The sequence below is a fragment of the Gallaecimonas mangrovi genome (assembly GCF_003367375.1).
In the GTDB taxonomy this organism is placed as follows: Bacteria; Pseudomonadota; Gammaproteobacteria; order Enterobacterales; family Gallaecimonadaceae; genus Gallaecimonas; species Gallaecimonas mangrovi.
The window spans coordinates 2768351-2794163 of the sequence record NZ_CP031416.1 but is presented as its reverse complement, the minus strand read 5'-3'; the positions used below and the strand labels follow the sequence as shown (position 1 = coordinate 2794163).

The window sequence follows — 25813 nt, the reverse complement described above, 5'->3', positions numbered from 1 at the left end:
CGGGGTTTCGTTGGTTAACTTCGGTATTGTGTTCCGTGAACGTAAAGGTGCCTTATTTTTGCCGTACGCGTTACGTATGAATGAGTGCATTTTATGAATTTCTAATATAAATAGGTATCACTCTGTATGTTCAGTAGAAAACGCTTGGTGCCCGTTGCAGCTGCACTAGCGGGCCTGCTTTTCGGCCTTGATATTGGGATCATTGCGGGTGCATTGCCCTTTATCACCACGGATTGGCAGATCACCATCAAGCAGCAAGAATGGATAGTCAGCACCATGATGCTGGGGGCCGCGTTAGGTTCGGTGTGTAATAGCTGGCTTTCTTCCCGTTTGGGGCGTCGTTCTAGTCTACTTGGGAGCGGCGTACTCTTTGCCATTGGCACCTTAGGCTGTGCCTTTGCCAGTAATATCGACATCATGCTGATATTTAGGGTTATCCAGGGATTCTCGATCGGTATCGCCTCCTACTCAGCGCCTCTGTACTTGTCTGAAATGTCACCCAAGGAAGTGCGTGGCAAACGTATCGCCATGTATCAGGTGATGATTAACTCCGGCATCGTATTGGCGTTTCTATCGGATACCTACTTTGGCTTAAGTGGAAACTGGCGCGCGATGTTCGCGGTGTTGGTTATACCGGCAGCACTGCTGATTTTTGCGGTGATGATGATGCCCAAAAGCCCTCGTTGGCTGGCGTCTCGTGGCCGTATTGCTGAAGCTAAAACGATTCTTCACGAGATCCGCCATACCGACAGCCAAGCCCATCAAGAATACGAAGACATCGTTGATAGCTTGAAGGTAAAGCAGTCCGGTTTTCACCTTTTTAGAAGTAACAAGAATTTTCGCCGCAGCGTGATGCTGGGGATGACGCTGCAATTTATGCAGCAATTTACTGGCATGAATATCTTGATGTATTACTCGCCAACCGTATTCAAGATGGCCGGCTTTACAACGCATTTGGAGCAAATGATCAGTACCGTGCTGGTGGGGCTGGCCTTTGTTATCACAACCGCCATTTTGGCCCCCTTTATTGATACCTGGGGACGCAAGCCGGCTTTAAAAATCGGTTTTGCCATTATGGGGGTGGGCATGTTCTGCCTGGGTTTGTTGCTGGAGGTTATTCACAACGGCAATCATGCGCCCGTTTTGGCTTACCTTGCTGTAGCTATGGCGGTGATTTGTATCATTGGTTATGCCATGAGTGCGGCGCCAATGGTGTGGATACTGTGTTCTGAAATTCAGCCGCTTAAAGGCCGTGACTTTGGTATTTCCTGCTCAACTACCATGAACTGGGTTGCCAACATGGTGTTAGGGGCCACTTTCCTGAGCCTGCTTGATGGCATTGGTACTACCCATACCTTCTGGCTTTATGCTGGCCTCAATATTGTTTTTATTTTAGTCACCATATTGTATGTGCCTGAAACCAAAGGGGTTGCTTTAGAGCATATTGAAGCAAACCTGATGGATGGAGTGAGGTTACGGGCTATTGGTGAACCCGAACCACAAGCTTCTTAATAAAAAAGGGGCCCAGGGCCCCTTTTTTATTGCTTATCTTCGGCATTTTTCTGTTACTCAAACGTTAACTGCTGCTATCTCGTCTATAGTTAAACGACTTTATTTCGTGCGATGCAGCAGGGGGCGCGATGTCGGCAGTTAAGCTTGTTCAACGCTTTTATACGCTAAGACCTCATTTTCTTTTTCTCTTGTTATTTCTGCTTTTGATTGCACCCCAAGTGCAAGCCCGTTTTATTGCCGTATCGATGAATAACGAGGATAACTTTCTTAATCTAATTGCTGAAAACCTAGAAGCAGAGGTAGACAAACGTGGTGACACCATCTTTGTTAATTTTGCTGAAAAGGACTTCAACACGCAGTTAGCGCAGATCAAAAGTTATGTGCGTGTTGGCGCTGACGCCATCATCATTGTGCCGGTTTCCACTAACCAAGCTGATAACCAGCAGCTCATTGATGCTGCGGGTAACATCCCTGTTGTTTTCCTCAATAATGAGCCATTTCCCAACCTTGCCGACCTGCCAAAGGGAACCGCCTATGTAGGCTCCAATGAAGAAGAGTCCGGCACTTTAGAAATGGAAGCCCTAGCAAAAATGGCCAATTACCAAGGTAAGGTGGCGATGCTTATGGGTGAGAAGGGCCATACCGCGGCCCGGATGCGCTCTGAAGACGTGCGCCGGGTGCTAGCCAAATACCCCAACATGCAGTTGGTGGCCAGCGAGCACGCTGACTGGCAACGTAACCGCGGCTTTCAAATCACCAACAATTGGCTGAAGTCCAACCTTGATTTCAACATCTTAGTGGCCAACAACGACGAAATGGCCATTGGCGGCATCATGGCGTTAAAGGGGGCCAATATTGCGCCCTCGAAAGTGCTTACCGGTGGCGTTGACGGTACCCAGGATGCACTGCGCGAGATGGAAGAAGGGCAGTTGGATGCCACGGTCTTGCAAGACGCCAAAGGGCAGGCCAAAGCCGCGGTAGAAACGTGTTATCGGTTTATTGAACACCTACCCGTTACTTCACCACATTGGGTGCCTTTTCAGCTCATCACGAAAGAAAATTTTCGAAGCTATCTGGCGAATTAATGTGACTGCTTAACAACTGGGGGACACTTATGTCTTTAGTTCAACGGATTGTCGGCGGCTTCGTCATTTTATTGGTGGCACTGCTTATTTTGGTATCGGTTAGCTATTTTTCAGTCAACCAAATTCAAGGTGATATCGAGCAGGTTACCCATGAAACCTTACCGGTTTCAAAAAATGCCAGTGAGATAAAAATTAACTTCTTAAACCAAAGCCGTTATGTGATGTCGATTTTCAGTACCACCTCTCCGAAAGTGGTGGATCAACTTGAAGCATCATTTAATGACTTTGACCAGCGTATTGACCACACCATTGAACAGCTGCCCGCCAAACTGATCGCCGCAAATCCGGTGTTATCAGCTGAGCTGACGCAGGTGAAAAAGGTGCGAGAGCAATACCGCCATGAGGCGCGAGAACTGATAGGCCTTTACCGTAATGCCCTGGATATTGGTAACAGCATCAATGTTCAGCTCAATACCATGAGCAATCTAGAGCGGCGTCTTGATCACTATTTAGGTAAATATGCTGACGACCCTGATACTGATTTTCGTTTGACGATCAGTGGCTTGGATAGGGAAGTCACGCAAGTGGTGAATACCTTTAATGCCTTCTTAGTTAAGGGCGATCTGAAGGCTTTGCAGCAAGGCTTAAATGGCATGGCCATTGTGATTGCCAATCGCTTTGATGAAATCAAAAGTAAAAGTAAGGACCGTGGCAAATTGTTTAGCCTGATGCTGGAGCCGTTGTTGTTTCAATTAAAAGACAACCAAGGGCTTTACCAACTGTATCTTGCCCAAGACAAAAACCAGCAACAGATAGCACAGCTATTAGAGCAAACCCAGCGCAACATCGACGTGCTGTTGGGGTCGGTGAATACCTTGGTTGAACAGTCCGACGCTATGGTGATGAAGGCCCAAAAAAATACCGACGACAATATTGGTCTTATCAAGCAAACCATGTTCTTGATTAGTGCAGTGTCGTTAGTTATTGGCATTGTGGTGCCGTTCTGGATAGCCATTGGTATTCGCCGTTCCATTACCAATTTCCGCGGTTCATTAATGAAAATGACCGATGGCGATTTCAGGGTGAAATTTGAAGCCGAGGTGAAAAACGAGTTCGGTGAGCTGGGCGGTTATCTCAATGGCTTGGCGGAGAATCTTCGCAGTACCTTTATGTCGTTTTCGTCATCGGTACAAGCCTTGGCAAAAGTGGCCGATACCAACGCCCAGATCAGTAAAAGCACCACTGATGCCGTAAACCAGCAACGTCACCTTTTAGAAACCACGGCATCAGCGATGACCGAGATGGAAAGCTCGGTGGCGGAAGTGGCGCAGCGGGCTCACGACACCATGATGGCGGCCGAGGTAACTAACAGCGAAATGGGGACCGTTGGCGATGGTATTCGCTTAGCCATTGGTAACATCCGCGAACAGGCCAGTGAAATTAACAAAATGGCCACTACAGCCACCGAATTGAATGAATATGGCCAGAAGATAGACAGCATTATAGAAACCATTCAAAACATCGCCGAGCAAACCAATTTGCTTGCCTTAAACGCAGCCATTGAAGCGGCGCGTGCTGGTGAACAGGGCCGAGGCTTTGCGGTGGTCGCTGATGAGGTTAGGTCTTTGGCTAGCCGCACCAAGAACTCCACCGGTGAGATCCAGAGCATGATTGAGATCATGCAAAAACTGATTCAGGCCGTGGTGGATGTCATCGAAGTGAACGTTGAAAAGACCAGCAGCAATATTGAAGTGGCAGAGCAAGCGGGAGAAGGTCTGGAAAAAATTGCCGCGCTTGTAAAACAAATTGTTGATATGAACATGCAAATTGCCGCCGCAACGGAACAACAAAGTGCAACGGCAAGGGAGATAAGCGCCAGTGTGGTCAATATCAGTGACTCTGCCGAGCAAACGGCCACAGGGGCGAAAACCAGCGCTGATGCAAGCCTGTCGCTACGGGAGCAGTCGCATTATCAGCAAGAGCTTATAGAGAAATTTAAAGTGTAACTGGTTCAAAGCCGCAACCATTTTGTTTGTTAGGCTGCCAAAAACGAATTTAAGGTGATTAATTAGGGCCCGTTGTGGCCCTTTTTTCTGGGCGATGCACCGCTTCCCATAAACGTGATCCCATTCTTATTTTTATTTTTCAACATCTTATTGAATTGTTACTGAGTAACACTTGTAATTGTTTGAAATAAATAACCTTATCGACTTCAACGGCCTGTTTTTAGCCTTTTATCGTAGCTCACGTGGCTGCTAAAACAGTTGTTTTATGCAAGGCGGGTTGCTATCACTAAGCGCGAATTAAACTTTTTGTTGAAGTTGTGGCCCTTGGCCTTTAGGTAGGTATAGATGAGATGTCTTTTATTGTTGGCGGGCCTCGCCAGCTTTTCTGTTCTTGCTGCGCAGCCCGCTTGGGTAGAGCAGAGTAACCAATATGCCACCAAGGTATTAACCAAGCTGGCCAGTTTCGACCCGGAACGGGGCTCTGAACTGGGTATTGAAAAATACGATACCCAGGTAACACAGCTGGGTTTGGGCGTTGAGAAAAAAGAGTTGTCGGCCATTGCTGACATGGTGAAAAGCCTGAGCGTTGCCAAGCAAAAGGAAACAGACCCGAAAGTCAGCCAAGACTTGGACATCATGATTAGCTTTCTGAAACAAAAAGAAAGCTCTATTAAGGTCCACGAACAGTATCAGTTACCGTTTTATGATGTCGGGCAAGACGTATTTACCGGCTTACAAACCCTGCTGGATAAACGCAACAGCAAGCAGCGGATGCAAAAAGCGGTAGCCAGGCTCAATGCCTACGCCGGTTTAAACGGCCAAGCCAGCCGGGTTAAGCAGGCAGAACTTCGCACCGAACAAGCACTTAAACAAAACCCTAAACTGCTCAAGCCTTACTACCGTAGCGTTGATTTGGCGATCAGCAGCAGCGACGGCTACATCAAAGGCATCAAGCAGCTTTTTATCAGCCACCACATCGACGGCTGGGAAAAGGGACTGGCGGCCTTTCAAAGCCAGCTAAGCGACTATAAGCAATGGCTAAAAACCCAAATTCAGCCTATTGCTCGCCATACCACCAAGATCCCCGAGCCGCTTTACACCGACGAGCTTAGGCAGGTTGGGGTCATTATGTCGCCCAAAGAGCTTATTCACCGTTCCATGTTTGAATACGCGGAAATTCGTGAAGAGATGCAACTGCTGGCTAATCAAGTCGCCAAGGAAAAAGGCTTTAAAAATAGTGACTATCGCTATGTTGTGAAAGAACTCTACAAAGACAGGGTGACCGGTAAGGCAGTACTGCCGTTCTTTCACCATTTGCTGGCGAAGATTGAAAATATCATTCGTGACCATGACCTCGTTACCTTGCCTAAGCGCCAAGCTAACGTGCGGGAAGAAACCGCTGCTGAATTTGCCAATGCGCCCTTTGCCCACATGAATCCGCCGCGGCTGATTAATAACACCGGGCAATATGGCGATTTTGTGCTGCCAATCGTTGCCGGAGATGCGAAAGATGCCTCAGCCAGTAAGGCTTTTGCCTGGACACTGACGGCCCATGAAGCGCGCCCTGGGCACGAGTTGCAATACTCCAGCATGGTAGAAAATGGTGTGTCACTGGCGCGGGCAATTTTTGCTGACAACAGCGCCAACGTTGAAGGCTGGGCCGTTTATTGTGAAGCGCTTATCTTGCCGTACATGCCCCTTGAAGGGCAGTTGTTCTCGTTAAAAGCGCGCCTGCGCCGCGCTGCCCGGGCCTTTTTAGACCCAATGCTGAATTTAGGGCTGATAAGCCCCGCAGATGCCAAAGCCTTGCTGATGAAAGATGTTGGCCTTAGCGATGCGGCCGCCGGTTATGAAGTGCAGCGCTTTATCTTCCGTATGCCGGGGCAAGCCACCGCTTATTTCTACGGCTACATGTCACTGCGCGAGCTACGGGTAAATACCGAGCTGAAGCTCAAAGACAAGTTTAACCTCAAGGCCTTTAATGACTTTGTGTTGTCGCAGGGCTTGCTGCCACCCCCGCTGATGAAAAAGGCGGTTGAGACGCATTTTATTCCAAAATATCAGTAACTTTTTTTGGGTGTCGAACCGGCGTAACACGCCACTAAAAGGCCTGCATTTGCAGGCCTTTTCTTTTGGTTGTCAGGAACTTCTGACTTAAGTTAAGGCCATTATTGAAAGGGGACGGCAGATTTAGTTCACCAATAAAGCTGCCGCTTATATGGCCTATAGATGGATGCTACTGTTCGGTGCGTGTAATATGCGCGCCACACGCATAACAACACCATGGATAACACAGAAGAAGCGCCGTAGATGTTTGCCTTATTTAAGCGCCAAGCCAATTTGGAACAATTGCCCAAGCTTGCACAAGCGGCTGATGACCTGATTACGCTGTACTCAGCTGCTGATTTTCGCGATGCGTTGCTGGATAAAATTGCCACCGCTCAAACCCGCATTTGCATTGCCGCCCTTTATCTTGAAAATGATGATGCCGGGCGGCAAGTGCTGCAGGCACTTTATGCTGCCAAAACGCAGCGGCCCGAGCTTGAGGTCAGTATTTATGTTGATTGGCATCGCGCACAGCGAGGCCGCATTGGTGATGCGAAAGGCCTGACCAATGCCGACTGGTATTGCCAAATGGCAGCTGAGCACCCGGGTGTTGAAATTCCGGTTTATGGGGTGCCTGTCAATACCAGAGAAGCTTTGGGTGTGCTGCACTTAAAGGGTTTTGTTGTTGATAACACCGTGCTTTATAGCGGCGCTAGCATTAACGATGTCTACCTTCATCAACACCAAAAATACCGCTATGACCGCTACCATCTGCTGACGAACCCCAAGCTTGCCGATGTGTTTTGTCAGTGGGTGTCAAAACACCTGATGCAAGCCAAGGCGGTAAATCGCCTTGATGATCCTAAGCGGCCCAGCAGTGGTGAATTAAAGAACACCATGAAGCGGTTTAGAAAATCGCTCACCGATGTGAACTACCAGTTTGATGCCGTGTGTGAGCCTGACGCCTTAGGGGTAACGCCACTGGTAGGCCTTGGCAAGCACAGCGCCCTGAATAAGGTCATTGGCCAGCTGTTTGATGCAACCGAGCATAAGCTGGTGATCTGCACGCCGTATTTTAATTTGCCAGGGGCCTTGGTGAAACGCATTTTAAGGCTGCTGCGACAAGGCAAAACGGTAGAAATCATCGTTGGCGACAAAACGGCGAATGACTTTTATATTCCCCCTGACCAGCCGTTTCGTATCATCGGCGCTTTGCCTTATTTGTATGAAATGAATCTGCGGCGCTTTTTATGTCGGCTGCAAACCTTTGTTGATAAAGGCCAGTTGGTAGTTCGACTGTGGAAGGATGAGAGCAACAGTTATCACTTGAAGGGGGTTTGGGTTGACCGCCAGTGGCTACTTATTACCGGCAATAACCTTAATCCACGGGCATGGCGCCTGGATTTAGAGAACGCCGTGCTTATTCACGACCCGGCGCAGCAGCTGGCCGCGCAAAATAGCCAAGAGCTTTGCAGCATTCGCCAGCACACCCGCGTGGTAAGCCATTTTAGCGATTTAGAAAGCCTGACCGATTATCCCAAAAAGGTCAGACGGTTAATCCGCCGCTTGAAAAGAGTGCGTATCGACCGGTTAATTAACCGTATTTTATAGCCGCAGCCCTGACGGTTGTTAATAAGCGGTGTTGGCTGTCATCAAAGCATGGTTAAAATAGCCTGATTGGAGAATGGGTTCATCACGTCAGGAGCGACCATGTCGGCGCGTCAGGTTTTTGCTTTTCTTATTTTTATTCCCGTTTTATTGGTTACCGGTTGTGCCAGTAAACCGCACCATAACCCGGATGCACTGTGGCAACTGATAAGCCAGCGCTGCGTACCGGGTTATCTGCAAAAGCAAGATCCAGCGCCTTGTCAGTCGGTAGATTTAAAACAGGGCTATGTCACCCTTAAAGACCGTCGTGGCCCACTGCAATACTTACTGATGCCGACCGACAAAATTACCGGTATGGAAAGCCCGGCGCTACTCAATAGCAATACCCCCCACTTTTTTAATTTGGCCTGGCATCAGCGGCAACTGCTGACCCAAAAACGTGGCCAAAAGGTCGCTGATGCGGATATTGGTCTTGCCATTAACTCACAACATGGCCGCACCCAAAATCAGCTGCATGTACACATTTCCTGCTTGCGTGTCGATGTTCGCCAGCAACTCAATGCGCTGTCGGCCGGGCTTTCTCAGCAATGGCGGTCCGAAACGTTAGTGGGCCACCACTATCTGATGCGCACCTTGTCTGGCCAGCAACTTGCCACCGAAAGTGTTTTCAGGCGTTTTGCCAAGGAAGTGCCAAAGGCCGGCGGCCATTTAGGCGACTTTGGTATGGCGCTAGCGACCTTACCCAGCGGCGAGTTGGTGCTGATGGCCAGCCAAGACGCGGGCGGTTCAGCCGAAGAAATTCAAGACCATAGCTGCGCTATTTTAAATGATGCTGCGTTAGCGGGTACTCACTAGAAATGTCGAGGGCCCAGCGCCTACTTGATTTGATGCAGTTACTGCGCCGCCACCGTTATCCGGTGACGGGGCAGCAACTGGCGCAAACCTTAAATGTCAGCCTTCGTACCCTGTATCGTGACATTGCCACATTACAGGGGCAGGGTGCCGACATTAGTGGTGAAGCCGGTATCGGTTATCAGCTAAAGCCGGGTTTTACGCTACCGCCGATGATGTTTTCTGAGCAAGAGATTGAAGCTTTGGTGTTGGGGGCGCGCTGGGTAAGCCAAAAAGGCGATCCAGCGCTGGCTCAGGCGGCTAATGACATGCTGGCAAAAGTGTCGGCGGTGTTACCCGCCAGTCTTCGTCAGGAACTTGCGACAACGGCTTTGCTTATTGGCCCTGGCGAGCCGGTCCCCGGGGATGGCGAGGTGTTTGGACAGATCCGCCAAGCCATACGCCAGCAGCGAAAAGTCAGTATTCACTACACCGATAACCAAGGTCAGCAAAGTCAGCGCACGGTCTGGCCTTTTGCCATGGGCTTTTTTGACCAATGCCGGGTGATGTTGGCCTGGTGTGAGCTACGCCAGGATTATCGGCATTTTCGGGCTGACCGCATTAATGGCTTGGCCACGACCGACCAGCATTATTCGCCATCGCGGCATCAGCTGTTAGCGCTATGGCGTAAAAGCATGGGGATCGAAGCACCCGACTACTGACAATAATTGACACTGAGTTTGATTAAGGTGGCGCTGTTTTTACCCTTAAAAGGAAAACGCCATGACGGCTCAATCAATGTCACTTTTGTATGTCAGCAATATCACCCGTAGCCGCGAACTTTATCAACAGCTCCTTGGCCAAGAGCCGCTGCAGGAGAGTGCTGATTTTGTCATGTTCAAACTGGACGATGGCGCCATGCTGTCGCTGTTAAACCGGGCGAGTGTTAAGCCCGGCGTTATCGCTGAGCCTGGGGCGGCGGAAATAGTTTTTCTGGTTCAGGAGGCAAGTGCGGTCGATAAGGGGTTTGCATCTTGGCAGGCACTGGGGCTTAACATGCTGTTGCCACCGCAGCAGATGCCTTTTGGTTATACCTTTTTGGCGCAAGATGCTGACGGTCATCGTTTGCGAATATGCCAGCCTGGTCGCTAAGGCAAGCCACTTTAGTCTTTGAATCGGGCCAAATTTTTTTGGCCCTCAAACAGCATCTGGTTGCGTTTAAGCATCGGGGTAAGGTTGTCAGCAGGTACCGGTTTGGTAAACAGATAGCCTTGCCCTTCGTCGCAGCCTTGTAGTTTCAGTAAATTGGCTTGCTCGTCGGTTTCAATGCCTTCGGCAACAATGTTTTTCCCCATTGAATGCCCCATGTTGATGATGGCCTGAATCAACTGCGTATCTCTTTTATCCAGCAAGGCGTTGCCGACAAAGGATTTGTCGATTTTTAAGGTATGGACGGGCAAGTCTCTTAACCTGGCAAGGCTGGAATGGCCGGTGCCAAAGTCATCAATCGCCAGCGAAAAGCCATAGCGCTCCAGGTCTTTCAATTGCTCCATGATGCTGGCGCGATTTTCCATCAGGTGACTTTCGGTGATCTCAAGCTCGATGCGCGCGGGTTTTAAACCCTTTTGCCGGGCAAGTGCGGCAATTCTGTCGCAAATGTTGCGGCGCATTAACTGCTTGGCCGAAATATTAATGGCCATTTCAATATCCAGCCCTTGGTTATTCCAAGTCGCAAGCTGATCAAGGGCATGCACCAGAACCCAGTCTCCAAGCTCCAAAATAAGGTTGGAGTCTTCGGCAATAGCAATAAATTCGGCCGGTTGCAGCAAGCCTTCACTGGGGTGTTGCCAGCGCACTAAGGCTTCCACGCCATTAATTGCGCCGGTTTGTAGATTCACCTTAGGTTGGTAATAAAGCTGAAGTTGTGAGCGGTCACTCATCGCCCGGCGCAGCTGTTGCTCAACCTCGATACGCCTGAGCATTTGCTCGGTCATGGCTGGTTGGAAGAACCTAAAGGCATTGCCTCCTTCATCCTTGGCGGAGCGCAATGCTTGGTTGGCGTGCAGCAACAAGGTGTTGGCCTCAATACCGTCTTCCGGGTAAGAGGCGAGGCCAAGGGAGGCGGTTACCTGAATGGCATATTGTTCGGCATTAAAGGGCGCGTTAATGGATTTAGAGAGTTTGCGAATCACCCGCATCAACTCAACGTTGTTTCTGCGATGCGGCAATAAAATAACGAATTCGTCGCCGGTAATGTGCCCCACCACACCGTTGTATTTATCGCCAATGGTTTTCAGGCGTTCGGCCAAGGTCATCAGCAAGGTATCGCCTTTTTCATAGCCCAAACTGTTGTTAACGTCCTTAAAGCGGTCAAGGCCGATGGAGATCACCACAAAGTGGCTTTGCTGTTGATTAGCCGCCTGAATAAAGGCTTCTATCTTTTCCAGCATGGATAAACGGTTCGGCAATTGAGTCAGCAGGTTATGGAAGGTTTGTAGATGTACTTGTTCGGAAATTTCCCGGTCCATTTTTTTTAACAGACCATGGTATTGGCGTTCGCGCCGATACAAGTTCAGCAGTAATGGCCGGAAGATAAAAAGCCCTTCCAACAGCAAGGTGATGAACATCGCGGCTAATGAAATACGGTTAAAAACAATAAGGCGGCCAATAGCGGCTTCGCTGTCTTGTTGGTACTGCAACACCAAGGTGTCTAACGCTTGCAGAATTTGGCGGCTGGCCATGGTTTGTAATTCCAGGTAGGCCCGGGTACGGGCTGCCATACCTAAGCTGCCGTTATCGACGGCGTGGGCGACTTCTAAAAAATGTTTGACCCGCGCATCAAGGTTTACCGGTTCAAATTCAAAAATATTGTTGACCTGCTCGGATTTTGGCTTGGGAATATTCAGTGCGGTAGAGCCATTTTTGAGAGCGCTGTGGACTTGTGCCATGGTGTTGACGGCGTCCATGTACTGTTCATCCAGCTCACTGTTGTTTGCCGCGTCGCCCTTTTTATTCAGCAGTTCTCCGGCAAAAAGGGTTATCCGCTGCGACAGCATGCGTTGGCGGCCTGCCAGGTTCACAGTGCGGGCTGTTGCTTCTTGGCGTTCAACAATGCTTTGGACCAGAAAGTGTGAAAACAGCGACAACAGGGCAATGATGCTCAGCGCCGCCAGATAGGTAAGGGTACCTCTTTGCCAGTGCAAGCGGACTGATTCAGGGTTTGGATAACTGCCACGCACCATCGATATCGGACTCCGCCCAGGGTGTCTAGTTAGCGTTATGTTGAAAATGACTCGCAGCGGGGCAAGTGATACGAGAAGGGCTACGAGTTATCTTTTTCTACTTTAGGTCATGATCAGCTATTGCACTTGCTTCACCCAAAAATTAGGCCCCATCAGGGGCCAATAAACAGGTCCAGTTAACAAATTACAGGTGATTGAGCGCTTCCAGCACTTGCGGCGGTAATGTCAGTTTGGCGCTGGCAAGGTTCTGCTCAAGGTGCGTAATTGACGAGGTGCCGGGGATTAACAAAATATTGGCCGAACGTTGCAGTAGCCAAGCCAAGGCGACTTGCATTGCTGTGGCACCAACGGCCTTGGTTGCAGCGTCGAGCTTAGTAGACTGCAAAGGGGAAAAGCCGCCTAACGGAAAGAAAGGCACAAAGGCGATGCCGTTATCGGCCAGAAAATCAATCAGGCTATCGTCCTGGCGGTGGGTCAGGTTGTAATGGTTTTGCACGCAAACGATGGGGGCAATGCGGCGCATCTCGTCCACTTGTTTTCGGGTCACATTACTTAAGCCCAAATGTTTAATGAGGCCTTGTTGCTGCAACTCAGCCAACACCGTAAAGGGCTCTTCTAAGTCGCCCTCAACGGGGGCTGAAACTGAAAACATCGCCCTTAGGTTGACGACCTCTAATTGCTCTAACCCTAAGTTTCTTAGGTTGTCATGTACGGCATTGATTAAGTCTTCTTTGCTTGAGGCGGGCAACCAGGCCCCTTTGTCATCCCGGCGCACGCCAACCTTCGTGACAATACAAAGGTCATCGCGGTAGGGGTGCAGGGCTTCTTTAATGAGCTGATTGGTAACGTGCGGGCCGTAAAAATCAGATGTATCAATGTGATTCACGCCTTTTTCTATGGCGCTTTTTAGCACTTTGATGGCGTTGCTCGGGTCTTTGGGGGGCCCAAACGCATGAGAACCCGCAAGTTGCATGGCGCCATAACCAATACGGGAAACGGCTTTATTACCCAGTTTGAAAGTGCTGTGCATTTTTTGCTCCTATTTGGCAGGTGTTATTAGCCTAGGAGCTGTTAATCTGTACGACAATTAGGTGTTATCAGTACGGCTTGTACGGAATACAGGACAATGAATTCAGAACTTGGCGATCTCCATGCCTTTTTAGCTATTGCTAAGGCCGGTGGTTTTCGGGAAGCGGCGCGGGTAACCGACAGCAGCGCTTCTCGGTTAAGTGACGCCGTGCGCCGCTTGGAAACCTCACTTGGGGTAAGGCTTTTTCATCGAACTACCCGCAGTGTGGTATTGACCGACGCCGGGGTAATGTTGCGCCAGCGGTTACAGCCAGCGCTGCAAGAAGTGGAAGCGGCGCTAGATGTGGTGAATGTGTTTCGCGACAAACCGGCAGGTACCTTGCGGCTAAATGTACCTGTTAGCGCTGCGCGACTGGTGTTGCCGTCAATCGTCCCGGCGTTTTTAGCGCAGTACCCCGATATTCATTTGGACATCGTTGCCAACAGCGATGCCAGTAACATTATTGAAGGGGGATTTGATGCTGGCATCCGCTATGACGAAATGCTCGAGCAAGACATGATTGCTATCCCTATTGGCCCGCGCCGGCAGCGTGCCGCAACGGCGGCTGCCCCTGCCTTGCTCGACAGGTTAGGGCGGCCCACGCACCCGCGCCAGCTATTAGATTTCCCCTGCCTAAATGGCCGTTTTAGCCGCAGTGGCATAGTGCCGTGGGAGTTTGCACACCAAGGCGAACAACTGAGCATTGCCGTTAACGGCCCTTTGACTGTGAATGTGGGGGCGGCGATGGAATTGTCGGTGCAGGCTGCAGTGGCTGGAACGGGGGTTGTTAACCTGTTTGAGCAGTGGCTTGAGCCATACCTTCAATCCGGACAGCTCGAGCCGATATTAGAGCCTTGGTGGCAATGGTTTTCCGGGCCTTTTCTTTATTATTCCGGGCGCCAGTTTGTGCCTGCGCCCCTTAGGGCCTTTATCGACTTTATTAAAACGGAGCCGTGGCTGGCGGCCTAAAAAAGCCCCTCAACAGAGGGGCCTTTTTAATGTTTCACCAGTAGCTGGCGGACCGGTTTGAATAAGGTGCTGGCTAAGGTAATAGCGGCGAGCAATATCACGTAGCCAGAGCTGCTCACTACCTCTAGCGGCGATAAGGCAAAGTGGGCGCCTAGCATCAGCGCTTGTGCGCCCCATGGCACCAACCCTTGGTTAACACAGGCAAAAATGTCCAATAAACTGGCACTGCGTACCGGGCTAATGGCGTTTTGCTGGGCAATGTCTTTGGCGAGTTGCCCGTTAACAATAATCGACACTGTGTTATTGGCAGTACAACAGTTGGTGGTAAACACCAGCGCGGCAATGGACAGCTCCCCTGCGCTGCGGCTACTGCCGCGGCCCAGCTTTTGCGCTAACCATGCCAAACCGCCTTGGCGCTCCATCAAGTAGGCCAGGCCGCCCATCAGCAAAGACAATATCAAGATCTCTTGCATGTTGGAAAAGCCGGTATCGATATCTTTGGCGAACTGAGCCAAGTGGTAATCACCGGTCAGCCCCACTACCCCTGCCAGTAAAATGCCAATGATCAGCACTACAAAAACGTTTAGGCCGACAATGGCCAGTACCATAACGGTGATATAAGGCAGTACCGGTAAAATGGAATAGGCTTTGAGGGCGGCCGGGTGGTGGCTAACGCCGCTAAAACCGAGCCACAGCAAGGTCAGCAAGGCGGCAGGCAAAGCGAGGCGGAAGTTGGCACGAAACTTATCTTTCATTTCGCAGCCCTGAGTTCGGGTGGCGGCAATGGTGGTGTCGGAGATAACCGATAGGTTGTCACCAAACATGGCGCCAGAGAGCAAAGCGCCGGCGGTGACGGTTAACGGCAAATCGCCGTGCTGCGCTATGCCTAGGGCCACCGGCGCCAGGGCTGCGATGGTACCCATCGACGTGCCCATGGCAGTGGCAATAAAAGCGGCAATAACGAACAAACCTGGCAGTAGCAGCGCGGTTGGGATCAGTGACATCCCTAAATATACGGTGGCGTCAACGCCGCCAGTCGCCTTGGTTACAGCGCCAAAAGCACCCGATAGCAAGTAGATGATACACATGGCCATAATGTTGGAATGGCCACAACCGGCTAAGAACTGCTCAACGGTTTTGTTAATGCTTTCTTTGGAGATAAGCACGGCGACAATCAAGGCGGGCAATACCGCCACTGGCGCCGGTAGCTGGTAAAACGCTTTCGCCACCCCGGTTAGGCTGAAATAGGTGCCAACCCCTAAAAATAGTGCCAAAAAAACCAACAACGGCACTAAAGGTAAAGGGGATGCAGATGACTTAGACATCAATGGCCTCAAGGGATAGCGGCGTAAAAGCGCGCAAATTTACGCCAGTGCTAACAGGCTGTCAACGTCTAGACGTCCAGATGGCATTTTAGCCGTTCTTGTTTTACATCTATTTATCGCAATGGTGCGCCATTACATCCTTTTAAGTAACAAAAAATTTACCTTAAGTGCGATAGTAGAAGCATGATGCGGTAAGGGTGTGCCAGGTTAATGAAAAAGGCTGTTGTTTTCGCTGTGGTTTTGCTTGCGCTTATCGGAAGCGCTGTTGTTGTTTGGCAAAAACAGCAAAGGGTTATCGCCAACAAGGCATTAACGGTGAGGGTGGTTACCGCGCCGGTGCAATCACGTATGTTGTCTGACGAAATCGAAGCCTTGGGCACCACTAAAGCCTTTGAATCAATCACCGTAACCGCGACCGTCAGCGACAAAATTCAAGCGGTGCATTTTCACGATAACCAAGCGGTCAAGGCCGGCCAACTGCTGGTGACCTTGGTGCACAAGGAAGAACAAGCCGCCCTGGATGCCGCCAAGGAAGATCTTAAACAGCAGCTGCGCGAGTTTAATCGTATTACCGATTTGGTGCGTACCAAAACCATTGCTGCCTCCGAGCTAGATCGCCTGCAAAGTGCCGCGCAAATTGCCAAGGCCAAGGTAGCCCAAGCCCAGGCGCAACTGGACGACCGTTTTATTCGTGCCCCTTTTGACGGTGTATTGGGTTTTCGGGAAGTCAGTACCGGCGCTTTGGTCAGTCCTGGCACCGCTATTACCACCCTGGATGACGTTAGCCCCATTAAGCTTGATTTCACCGTGCCAGAGCGTTTCTTGCCGATACTGGCCTCCGGTAAAGCCATTTTTGCCAGCGCCGAAGCCGTACCTGACCATGTTTTTAAAGGCACCGTGGCCAGTGTTGATACCCGTATCGACCCGGTGTCACGCAGTGCCACCGTGCGCGCTGAATTACAAAACCGCCAAGACTTACTGCGCCCCGGCATGTTGCTGCGTATTCGCTTGGTTAAAGAGGCTCGCCAAGCCTTGGCGATACCGGCGGCAGCGGTATTTCAAATCAACAGTCAGCACTATGTGTTTGTGGTCAACGCACAAAATGTGGTGCAAGAGCTTCCCATTACCCTTGGCCTTCGCCAGCCCGGAGTGGTGGAAGTGACTAACGGCCTCAGTGCCGGGCAGCAGGTGATTATTCGTGGCCTGTTAAAGGTGCGTGATGGCGACAAGGTAGAAACCCGCAGTGAAGATATTCCCGGAGCACCGCTATGATCCTCACCGATGTATCGGTACGCCGGCCGGTGCTGGCGTCGGTGTTGGCATTACTGTTGGTGATTTTTGGGCTGGTGGCCTTTGATAAGCTGCCACTTAGGGAATACCCCAGCATCGACCCGCCGCAAGTGACTATTCAAACCAGCTACCGCGGCGCTTCGGCAGCGGTGGTGGAGTCGCGTATTACCCAGCTTTTAGAAGACCGGGTGTCGGGTATTGAAGGCATTCGTAACATCAGCTCAAGCAGCGAAGATGGCCGTTCCAGTATCACCATCGAATTTGATGTGGGCCGTGACATTGATGCTGCCACTAACGACGTGCGAGACAAAATCTCAACGGCCCTTAATAACTTGCCGGAAGAAGCCGACCCGCCAGAAGTTTCCAAAGCGGGCGCTAGCGACGAAACCGTAATGTGGCTAAACCTGCTGTCTGACCGGATGACGGTTAAAGCCTTGTCGGACTACGCCGACCGTTACCTGGTTGACCGTTTTTCTGTCATCAACGGTGTGGCCCGGGTGCGTATTGGTGGCGAGCAACGCCCGGCAATGCGTATTTGGATTGACCGCCAAGCCCTGGCGGCCCGCAACCTTACCGTTACCGATGTTGAAAATGCGCTGCTGAGCCAAAATGTGGAATTACCCGCCGGCTCTATTGAAGCCAAAGATCGCCACTTTACCATTCGCATGCAGCGCCAATACCAAAAGCCTCAGGATTTCGCCAACCTGGTGATTGGCCGCGGTAACGACGGATACTTGGTTAAGTTGTCGGATGTGGCCCGGGTTGAAGAAAGCACCGATGACACCCGCAAAATGTTTCGCGGTAATGGCGTGAACATGGTGGGGCTGGGCATTACCAAAACCTCTACCGCCAACACCCTGGAAGTCGCCCGCGCCGCCCATCAGCTACGCCAGCAGCTCAATAAAACCCTACCTCCGGGCATGAAGCTGATTGTTGGCTACGACTCGTCAGTGTTTATTGAGCGTTCGGTAAAAGAGGTCTACGAGACGCTGGTTATCGCCATGATCTTAGTGGTGGTGATGATTTACCTGTTTTTAGGGTCGGTGCGGGCGATGCTGGTGCCGGCCTTGGCGTTACCGGTGTCGTTAATGGGGGCGGTAATTGTGCTTTATGCCCTGGGCTACACCATTAACCTGCTGACCTTGCTCGCGCTTATTTTGGCTATTGGCATGGTGGTGGACGATGCCATCGTGATGCTTGAAAACATTCACCGGCGCATTGAAAGTGGTGAGTCGCCTTTGGTGGCCTCATTCCTCGGTGCGCGGCAGGTTTCCTTTGCGGTGATTGCCACCACCGCCGTGTTGGTGTCGGTGTTTATGCCCATTACCTTTTTGGAAGGTGACCTTGGCAAACTCTTTACCGAATTCGCAGTAGCCATGGCCTCTGCTGTGGTGTTCTCTGCCATTGTGGCGCTGACGCTATCGCCAATGATGTGCTCGAAATTGCTGACCCCGCATCAGGGCCATCGCGGCTTATCCGGGTTTATGGACCGGCTCCTGGAGCGTCTTGGCGGCAGTTACCGGCGATTACTCGATAAGCTTATCCGTTATCCCATATGGGTACTGCTGATGGTGGTTGCCAGTATTGGCGCGGTGGCCTGGCTGGTCGAACACGTACCCAGCGAATTTACCCCCGCTGAGGACAGAGGCGCCTTTACGGTCATGGTTAATGGCCCAGAAGGTGCCTCTTATAGCTACATGGCGTCCTATATGGACGAAATTGAAAAGCGCCTGTTGCCGATGCTGGACGGTAAAGGTGAGCTTCGCCGCATTATTACGCGGGCACCGCGTGGCTGGGGCGGCGTGCAGGCCTTTAATACCGGGCAAATTACAGTGTCGTTAAAAGACTGGGCCGAGCGGCGGCCAATAGGCCAGGTGATGGCGGATGTGCGGACCCGTTTGAGCGACCTTGCCGGGGTGAAGGTGTCAACGGTGGTGCGTAGCGCCTTTGGCCGCGGTAATACCAAGCCGGTGCAATTTGTCATTGGTGGCCCCGACTTTGAAAACCTGCGCCAGTGGCGCGATATCATCGAAACCGAAGCGGCGAAAAACCCGGGGCTCTTAGGCATTGGCGATGACTACAAAGAAACCAAGCCACAGTTCAAAATTGTCGTAGATACCGCCCGCGCCGCAGATCTTGGCATTACCATTGGCACCATTGGTGGCACCCTTGAAACCATGCTTGGCTCAAAGGTGGTCACCACCTTTGTAAAAAGTGGTGAAGAGTACGACGTCATAGTTGAAGGCGAACGCGACAAGCAGCGTTCGCCCAAAGACATTGGCGGTATTTATGTGCGCTCAGATAAAAGCGGTGCGCTTATTCCTTTATCGTCGGTTATCAAGATTGAAGAAATGGCCGATGCCGCCACCTTAAGCCGCTATGACCGCATGCGGGCCATCACCATTGAAGCTAACCTTGCCGACGGTTACAGCTTGGGCCAAGCCCTTGATTATTTAGATGAACTTGCAGCGCGGCTGTTGCCAGCTGAGGCCACCATTAACTACAAAGGCGCCTCTTTGGATTACAAAAATGCCTCGGGATCGGTTTATTTTATTTTTGCCCTGGCCCTTGGTGTGGTGTTTTTGGTGCTGGCGGCGCAGTTTGAAAGCTATATTCACCCGGTGGTGATTATGCTGTCGGTGCCGCTGGCGATGCTGGGGGCGTTAGTCGGGCTCTACCTTACCGGCCAAACCATCAATATCTACAGCCAGATAGGCATCATTATGCTGATTGGCCTGGCCGCCAAAAACGGCATTTTAATTGTTGAATTTGCCAACCAGTTACGCGATGAAGGCAAAGATTTTACCGATGCTTTGCTCACCGCCTGCGCCCAGCGGTTAAGGCCCATTCTGATGACCGGCATTACCACCGCCGCAGGCGCCGTGCCCTTGGTGATGGCCAGCGGCGCCGGTGCTGAAACCCGCTACGTGATAGGGGTGGTGGTGTTGTTTGGTATTATTATCGCGACCTTTTTTACCTTATTGGTGACGCCTGTTATGTATGCGTGGCTTGCCCGCAATACCCGCTCGCCAGAGCATGTTAGCCAGCAATTAAATGAAGCGCTGAAACGGGAAGGAAAAGCGGTTAGAGTGTTGCCCTCAGTTGAGGACGAGAAAGCGTGATGACAAAAATAGCCATTCTTGGCGCCAACGGCCGTATGGGCCGGGCACTCATTCGGGCGTTAGCCACTGATAGCCAAGCGCAGCTCAGTGCTGCGCAGGTACGCCCCGGTAATGCGCTGATTGGCACTGATGCCGGGACTGTGGCCGGTACCGATGCATTAGGTGTTGCCCTTGGCACCAATATCACCGGCGATGTGGTTATTGACTTTACCTCCCCAGACAATACCGCCAAGGTGGCGGCGCTTTGCGCCGAAAATGGCCAAGCGCTTATCGTTGGCACCACCGGACTTAATCAACAGCAAAAGGCCGCCCTTGAAGCAGCAGCGAAAAAGGTGCCGGTGGTGTTTGCCCCCAACATGAGTGTTGGCGTTAACCTGCTGCTGGGGTTAGTGGAACTGGCGAGCTCGGTGCTGGGTGACAGTGTCGATGTCGAAATTATTGAAGCCCATCATCGCCATAAAAAAGACGCCCCTTCCGGTACTGCGCTGGCGTTAGGTGAAGCCGCTGCCAAAGCGCTGGGCCGCGACTTAAAAAACTGCGCTGTTTATGGCCGTGAAGGCATTACCGGCGAGCGTGATCGCCAAACCATCGGTTTTGCCACGGTGCGTGGCGGCGACATTATTGGCGAACACACGGTGCTTTTTGCCGGTGACGGTGAACGCATCGAGCTAACCCATAAGGCCCATAACCGTGACACTTTTGCCACCGGCGCGCTTCGCGCAGCCCATTGGGCAAAGGGAAGGGCGGCTGGTCTATACGATATGAAAGACGTATTGGGCCTGAAAGGTTAAAAAAGCAGCATCTACCAATTTTTCACTGATTAAGTGGCAGGTCTTTGCGTTTAAGCGGTCTGCCTCATAAATAACCATAAGCTTTTTAAAACCGGCCACAATGCCGGTTTTTTATTACCTTTCTTTGAATTTTTATGTGAAAATAACTAACCTTTATGCAGTCAGTTGCCAGCGGTTTGCGTACACGTAAAGATGGGAAAATGGCCACTTGACGTTAATTTCGTCATGAAAACCTTTTCTAAAAAATGAATAGACAAGCTCAGCTCACATCTTTATCATACCGCCAATTTGCCAAAAGCTCGGTAAAACGCATCGTTTTGATGCTCAGCTCCGATGGTAAGTTACTGATTTCTCTCAGTTACTAACTCTATGGAGGTTGTCTTGAGTCAGCCAGCGCTCTTGGTCCTTGAAGACGGGACCGTCTTCCAGGGCACGGCCATTGGGGCCACTGGAAAAGCGATCGGCGAAGTAGTTTTTAATACTTCAATGACGGGTTACCAGGAAATTCTTACTGATCCCTCGTATTCCCAACAAATTGTTACTCTGACCTATCCTCATATCGGTAATACCGGTACCAACAGCGAAGACGAAGAAGCCAATACCATTTGGGCCACTGGCCTGGTGATCCGCGATCTTCCCCTTGTTGCTTCCAACTTTCGTAATCAAGCCTCTCTTTCTGATTACCTCAAGGCCCGCAATATTGTGGCCATTGCCGATATCGATACTCGCAAACTCACCCGCATTCTGCGCGAAAAAGGCTCTCAGAACGGCTGTATTATGGCCGGTGATATTAATGAAGCTGACGCCTTGGCTGCAGCCAAAGGGTTCCCTGGCCTTAAGGGCATGGACTTGGCTAAAGTGGTTTGCACCAAAGAAAGTTACCAGTGGACCGAAGGTAGCTGGACTTTAGGTCAAGGCTTTAAACAGTACGGTGACGAGCACTTTAAATATCATGTCGTTGCTTATGACTACGGTGTTAAACACAACATCCTGCGCATGCTGGCTGACAGGGGTTGCAAACTCACCGTGGTGCCGGCCGAAACCTCTGCTGAAGAGGTATTAGCGCTGCAACCCGATGGGGTTTTCCTCTCTAATGGTCCGGGTGACCCCGAGCCTTGTACCTATGCCATCGCAGCTATTCAAACCCTGCTGGAAAAAGACATCACCATTTTTGGTATCTGCTTGGGCCACCAATTATTGGCATTGGCCAGCGGTGCTAAGACCATCAAAATGGGCCACGGCCACCATGGCGGTAACCACCCAGTAAAAGATTTGGACCGTGATGTGGTAATGATCACCGCGCAGAACCACGGCTTTGCCGTCGACGAAGACAGCCTGCCGGCTAATCTGCGTGCGACTCACAAATCGTTGTTTGACGGTACCTTGCAAGGTATTCACCGCACTGATAAAGCGGCGTTTTCCTTCCAGGGGCACCCGGAAGCGAGCCCGGGTCCACACGATGCGGCCCCGCTCTTTGACCACTTTATCGAACTGATGGCGGCCAGGGGGTAAATCATGCCAAAACGTAACGACCTTAAAAGCATTCTGATCCTTGGCGCTGGCCCTATCGTTATCGGCCAGGCCTGTGAGTTTGACTACTCTGGCACCCAGGCGTGTAAGGCCCTGCGTGAAGAGGGTTACCGGGTTATTCTGGTGAACTCCAACCCTGCCACCATCATGACCGATCCTGGTATGGCCGATGCCACCTACATCGAGCCGGTGCACTGGGAAGTGGTTGCCAAAATCATTGAAAAAGAACGTCCCGATGCCATTTTGCCCACCATGGGTGGCCAGACTGCGCTGAACTGCGCCTTGGATCTGGACAAGCACGGCGTGCTGGAAAAGTTTGGCGTGCAAATGATTGGTGCTACCGCCGATGCCATCGATAAAGCAGAAGACCGCGAGCGTTTCGTTGAAGCCATGGACAACATCGGCCTTGATGTACCGCGTGCTCGTATCGCCCATAGCTGGGAAGACTGCGAAGACATCATCGATGATATCGGCCTGCCCTGTATCATTCGCCCCAGCTTTACCATGGGCGGCACCGGTGGCGGTATTGCCTACAACAAAGAAGAATACGAAGAAATCTGCCGCCGTGGTTTGGATTTAAGCCCCACCAACGAGCTGCTGATTGACGAGAGCCTGATTGGCTGGAAAGAGTACGAGATGGAAGTGGTGCGTGACCGCAACGACAACGCCATCATCGTTTGCTCTATCGAAAACTTTGACCCTATGGGTATTCACACCGGTGATTCCATCACCGTTGCGCCGGCACAAACCCTGACCGACAAAGAATACCAAATCATGCGTAACGCCTCCCTGGCGGTGCTGCGTGAAATTGGCGTTGAAACCGGCGGCTCTAACGTACAGTTTGGTGTGAACCCCAAAGACGGCCGCATGGTGGTTATCGAGATGAACCCACGGGTTTCTCGCTCCTCTGCGCTGGCCTCTAAAGCGACCGGTTTCCCGATCGCGAAAGTGGCAGCCAAACTGGCGGTAGGTTACACCCTAGACGAGCTGATGAACGATATTACCGGCGGCAAAACCCCGGCTTCGTTCGAGCCGTCTATCGATTACGTTGTGACCAAAATACCGCGCTTTAACTTTGAAAAATTTGCGGGCTCCAACGACCGCCTGACCACCCAGATGAAGTCGGTGGGTGAAGTGATGGCCATTGGCCGTAACCAACAGGAATCTTTGCAAAAAGCCCTGCGCGGTCTGGAAGTGGGTGCCAGCGGTTTTGACCCTATCGTTGACTTGGAAGACTCGGAAGCCATTTCGATTCTGCGCCGCGAACTCAAAGAAGCTGGCGGCGACCGCATTTGGTATATCGCCGATGCTTTTCGCGCCGGTATGAGCCTGGATGATGTGTTCCGTTTGACCAACATCGACCCTTGGTTCCTGGTGCAAATCGAAGACTTGCTGAACGAAGAAAAAGCGGTGGCTGAAAAAGGCCTGGCGGGTTTAGACGCCGGCTACCTTCGTAAGCTCAAGCGCAAAGGCTTCAGTGATGCCCGTTTGGCCGCCATTCTGGGTGTAGCAGAAAGTGAAGTGCGTAAAATTCGCCACAATAACAATATCTTCCCCGTTTATAAGCGGGTTGATACTTGTGCCGCCGAATTTGCCAGCTCCACCGCCTACATGTATTCGAGCTACGACGAAGAGTGTGAAGCCAATCCTTCTGACCGTGAGAAAATCATGGTTATCGGTGGTGGCCCGAACCGTATCGGCCAGGGTATTGAGTTCGACTATTGCTGCGTGCACGCCGCCCTTGCCATGCGCGAAGACGGCTATGAAACCATCATGGTTAACTGTAACCCTGAGACGGTTTCTACCGATTACGACACCTCTGATCGCCTCTACTTCGAACCCATTACCTTCGAAGACGTGCTGGAAATTGTGCGCCTGGAAAAACCCAAGGGCGTTATCGTTCAGTACGGCGGCCAAACGCCGCTGAAATTGGCCCGCGCCTTGGAAGCGGCTGGCGTGCCCGTTATCGGTACCAGCCCGGATGCCATTGACCGCTCTGAAGACCGTGAACGTTTCCAGCAAGCGGTTGAGCGTCTTGATCTGAAGCAGCCCGAGAACGCCACCGTTACCAACCTGGAGCAGGCCATCTCCAAGGCGGCGACCATCGGTTACCCGCTGGTGGTGCGCCCCTCCTACGTGCTGGGTGGCCGCGCCATGGAAATCGTTTATGACGAAGTGGACCTGCGCCGTTACATGAACGACGCGGTAAAAGTGTCTAACGACAGCCCCGTGCTGCTGGACCGCTTCTTGGACGATGCGGTGGAAGTGGACATTGATGCCATCTGTGACGGTACTGACGTCCTCATTGGCGGCATCATGGAGCACATCGAGCAAGCCGGTGTGCATTCTGGCGACTCAGGCTGTTCTCTGCCTCCTTATACCCTGAGCAAAGATGTTCAAGACCGGATGCGCGAACAGGTTCGTAAGCTGGCTTTTGAACTGAACGTTATCGGCCTGATGAACACCCAGTTCGCGGTGAAAGACAACGAGATTTACCTGATTGAGGTTAACCCTCGTGCGTCACGCACCGTGCCTTTTGTGTCCAAGGCAACCGGTTTGTCTTTAGCGAAAATTGCCGCCCGGGTTATGGCTGGCCAGTCGCTCAAAGAGCAGGGCATTAGCAGTGAAGTGGTACCGCCTTATTACTGCGTTAAAGAAGCGGTGCTGCCCTTTGCCAAATTCCCGGGTGTAGACCCTATCCTTGGCCCAGAAATGCGCTCGACCGGTGAAGTTATGGGGGTTGGGCAAACCTTCCCTGAGGCTTATGCCAAGTCGCAATTGGGTGCCAATAGCGTTACGCCTAAAGGTGGCCGTGCGCTTATTTCGGTGCGTGATACCGATAAGAGCCGGGCTGTTGCACTGGCGCGTCAGTTGGTGGAGCTGGGCTTTGAACTGGATGCCACCCACGGTACAGCCGTGGTGTTGGGTGAAGCCGGTATCAACCCAAGGTTGGTTAACAAGGTGCACGAAGGTCGCCCACATATTGTGGACCGTATCAAAAACGGTGAGTACAGCTATATCATCAACACCACCGAGGGTCGTCAGGCCATCGAAGATTCCAAGGTGATGCGCCGCGGCGCTTTGATGAACAAGGTGAGCTACACCACGACCTTGAACGCCGCCTTTGCTACCTGCCAAAGCTTGGTGGTTTCTGACCGTGAATCGGTGATTTCTGTTCAAGAAATGCACCAGCAGTGCTAAGCATTTGCACCTGTAAAAAGCCCGCCGTTCGGCGGGCTTTTTTGTGTCTTTTTAAGGTGTGCCTTGGCGGTTTTCGTTAACAACCGTTACAAAGCCATTTTTGTTTTATCCCCCAAAACCCTTTTCAGAAACTAGCTTGTTTTCTGCACCTTACAGGAAGTGATCTGGATCACTGCCGTATCTTGA

17 protein-coding genes are annotated in these 25813 nt (G+C 51.4%); 14 read left to right on the top strand and 3 right to left on the bottom strand.

Annotation, left to right across the window (positions count from 1 at the left end; translation table 11 throughout):
• The first annotated feature begins 126 nt into the window (after positions 1-126).
• The 8 genes from DW350_RS13395 (at position 127) to DW350_RS13360 (ending at position 10240) form a co-directional block, all read left to right on the top strand.
• Positions 127-1512 (top strand): sugar porter family MFS transporter, encoded by a 1386-nt coding sequence (locus DW350_RS13395; RefSeq protein ID WP_115719413.1) that lies wholly within the window; start codon positions 127-129, stop codon positions 1510-1512.
• Between the two features lie 218 nt (positions 1513-1730).
• On the top strand, positions 1731-2597 hold the full coding sequence (locus DW350_RS13390; protein WP_192954683.1) for a substrate-binding domain-containing protein: 867 nt from the start codon (positions 1731-1733) through the stop codon (positions 2595-2597).
• Positions 2598-2626: 29 nt separating this feature from the next.
• On the top strand, positions 2627-4603 hold the full coding sequence (locus DW350_RS13385) for a methyl-accepting chemotaxis protein (protein ID WP_115719411.1): 1977 nt from the start codon (positions 2627-2629) through the stop codon (positions 4601-4603).
• Between the two features lie 345 nt (positions 4604-4948).
• Positions 4949-6670, top strand: coding sequence for a DUF885 domain-containing protein (locus tag DW350_RS13380; RefSeq protein WP_115719410.1), 1722 nt, complete (start codon positions 4949-4951; stop codon positions 6668-6670).
• Positions 6671-6913: 243 nt separating this feature from the next.
• Positions 6914-8260 (top strand): CDP-diacylglycerol--serine O-phosphatidyltransferase, encoded by a 1347-nt coding sequence (gene pssA, locus DW350_RS13375; RefSeq protein WP_115719409.1) that lies wholly within the window; start codon positions 6914-6916, stop codon positions 8258-8260.
• Positions 8261-8359: 99 nt separating this feature from the next.
• Complete coding sequence (locus DW350_RS13370) at positions 8360-9112, top strand: CDP-diacylglycerol diphosphatase (RefSeq protein ID WP_115719408.1); 753 nt, start codon at positions 8360-8362, stop codon at positions 9110-9112.
• Positions 9113-9114: 2 nt separating this feature from the next.
• Positions 9115-9810, top strand: coding sequence for a helix-turn-helix transcriptional regulator (locus DW350_RS13365; RefSeq protein WP_115719407.1), 696 nt, complete (start codon positions 9115-9117; stop codon positions 9808-9810).
• Positions 9811-9871: 61 nt separating this feature from the next.
• Positions 9872-10240: a VOC family protein gene (locus DW350_RS13360; RefSeq protein WP_115719406.1), complete on the top strand. Its 369-nt coding sequence runs from the start codon at positions 9872-9874 to the stop codon at positions 10238-10240.
• Between the two features lie 11 nt (positions 10241-10251).
• Here the strand turns inward: DW350_RS13360 and DW350_RS13355 are convergent, their stop codons facing one another.
• Entirely contained in the window at positions 10252-12291 is a 2040-nt protein-coding gene (locus DW350_RS13355) for a putative bifunctional diguanylate cyclase/phosphodiesterase (protein ID WP_192954682.1), read from the bottom strand.
• A gap of 223 nt (positions 12292-12514) precedes the next feature.
• Positions 12515-13360, bottom strand: a complete 846-nt coding sequence (locus DW350_RS13350) for an oxidoreductase (RefSeq protein ID WP_115719404.1) — start codon at positions 13358-13360, stop codon at positions 12515-12517.
• 96 nt (positions 13361-13456) lie between these two features.
• Between DW350_RS13350 and DW350_RS13345 the strand changes: the two genes are divergently transcribed.
• Positions 13457-14368: a LysR substrate-binding domain-containing protein gene (locus DW350_RS13345; protein ID WP_115719403.1), complete on the top strand. Its 912-nt coding sequence runs from the start codon at positions 13457-13459 to the stop codon at positions 14366-14368.
• 26 nt (positions 14369-14394) lie between these two features.
• On the opposite strand, the gene DW350_RS13340 is transcribed toward DW350_RS13345, so the two are convergent.
• Positions 14395-15693: a Na+/H+ antiporter NhaC family protein gene (locus DW350_RS13340; protein ID WP_115719402.1), complete on the bottom strand. Its 1299-nt coding sequence runs from the start codon at positions 15691-15693 to the stop codon at positions 14395-14397.
• A gap of 210 nt (positions 15694-15903) precedes the next feature.
• Here DW350_RS13340 and DW350_RS13335 point away from each other — a divergent pair, with 210 nt between their 5' ends.
• From DW350_RS13335 to carB, 5 genes are all read left to right on the top strand, one after another.
• Positions 15904-16965, top strand: coding sequence for an efflux RND transporter periplasmic adaptor subunit (locus DW350_RS13335; protein WP_115719401.1), 1062 nt, complete (start codon positions 15904-15906; stop codon positions 16963-16965).
• Complete coding sequence (locus tag DW350_RS13330; RefSeq protein WP_115719400.1) at positions 16962-20105, top strand: efflux RND transporter permease subunit; 3144 nt, start codon at positions 16962-16964, stop codon at positions 20103-20105. Before DW350_RS13335 ends, DW350_RS13330 begins: the two co-directional genes overlap by 4 nt.
• Entirely contained in the window at positions 20105-20896 is a 792-nt protein-coding gene (gene dapB / locus DW350_RS13325; protein WP_115719399.1) for a 4-hydroxy-tetrahydrodipicolinate reductase, read from the top strand. Before DW350_RS13330 ends, dapB begins: the two co-directional genes overlap by 1 nt.
• Before the next feature lie 381 nt (positions 20897-21277).
• Positions 21278-22408, top strand: coding sequence for a glutamine-hydrolyzing carbamoyl-phosphate synthase small subunit (gene carA, locus DW350_RS13320; RefSeq protein WP_115719398.1), 1131 nt, complete (start codon positions 21278-21280; stop codon positions 22406-22408).
• 3 nt (positions 22409-22411) lie between these two features.
• Positions 22412-25627, top strand: a complete 3216-nt coding sequence (carB, locus tag DW350_RS13315) for a carbamoyl-phosphate synthase large subunit (protein ID WP_115719397.1) — start codon at positions 22412-22414, stop codon at positions 25625-25627.
• The last annotated feature ends 186 nt before the right edge of the window (positions 25628-25813 follow it).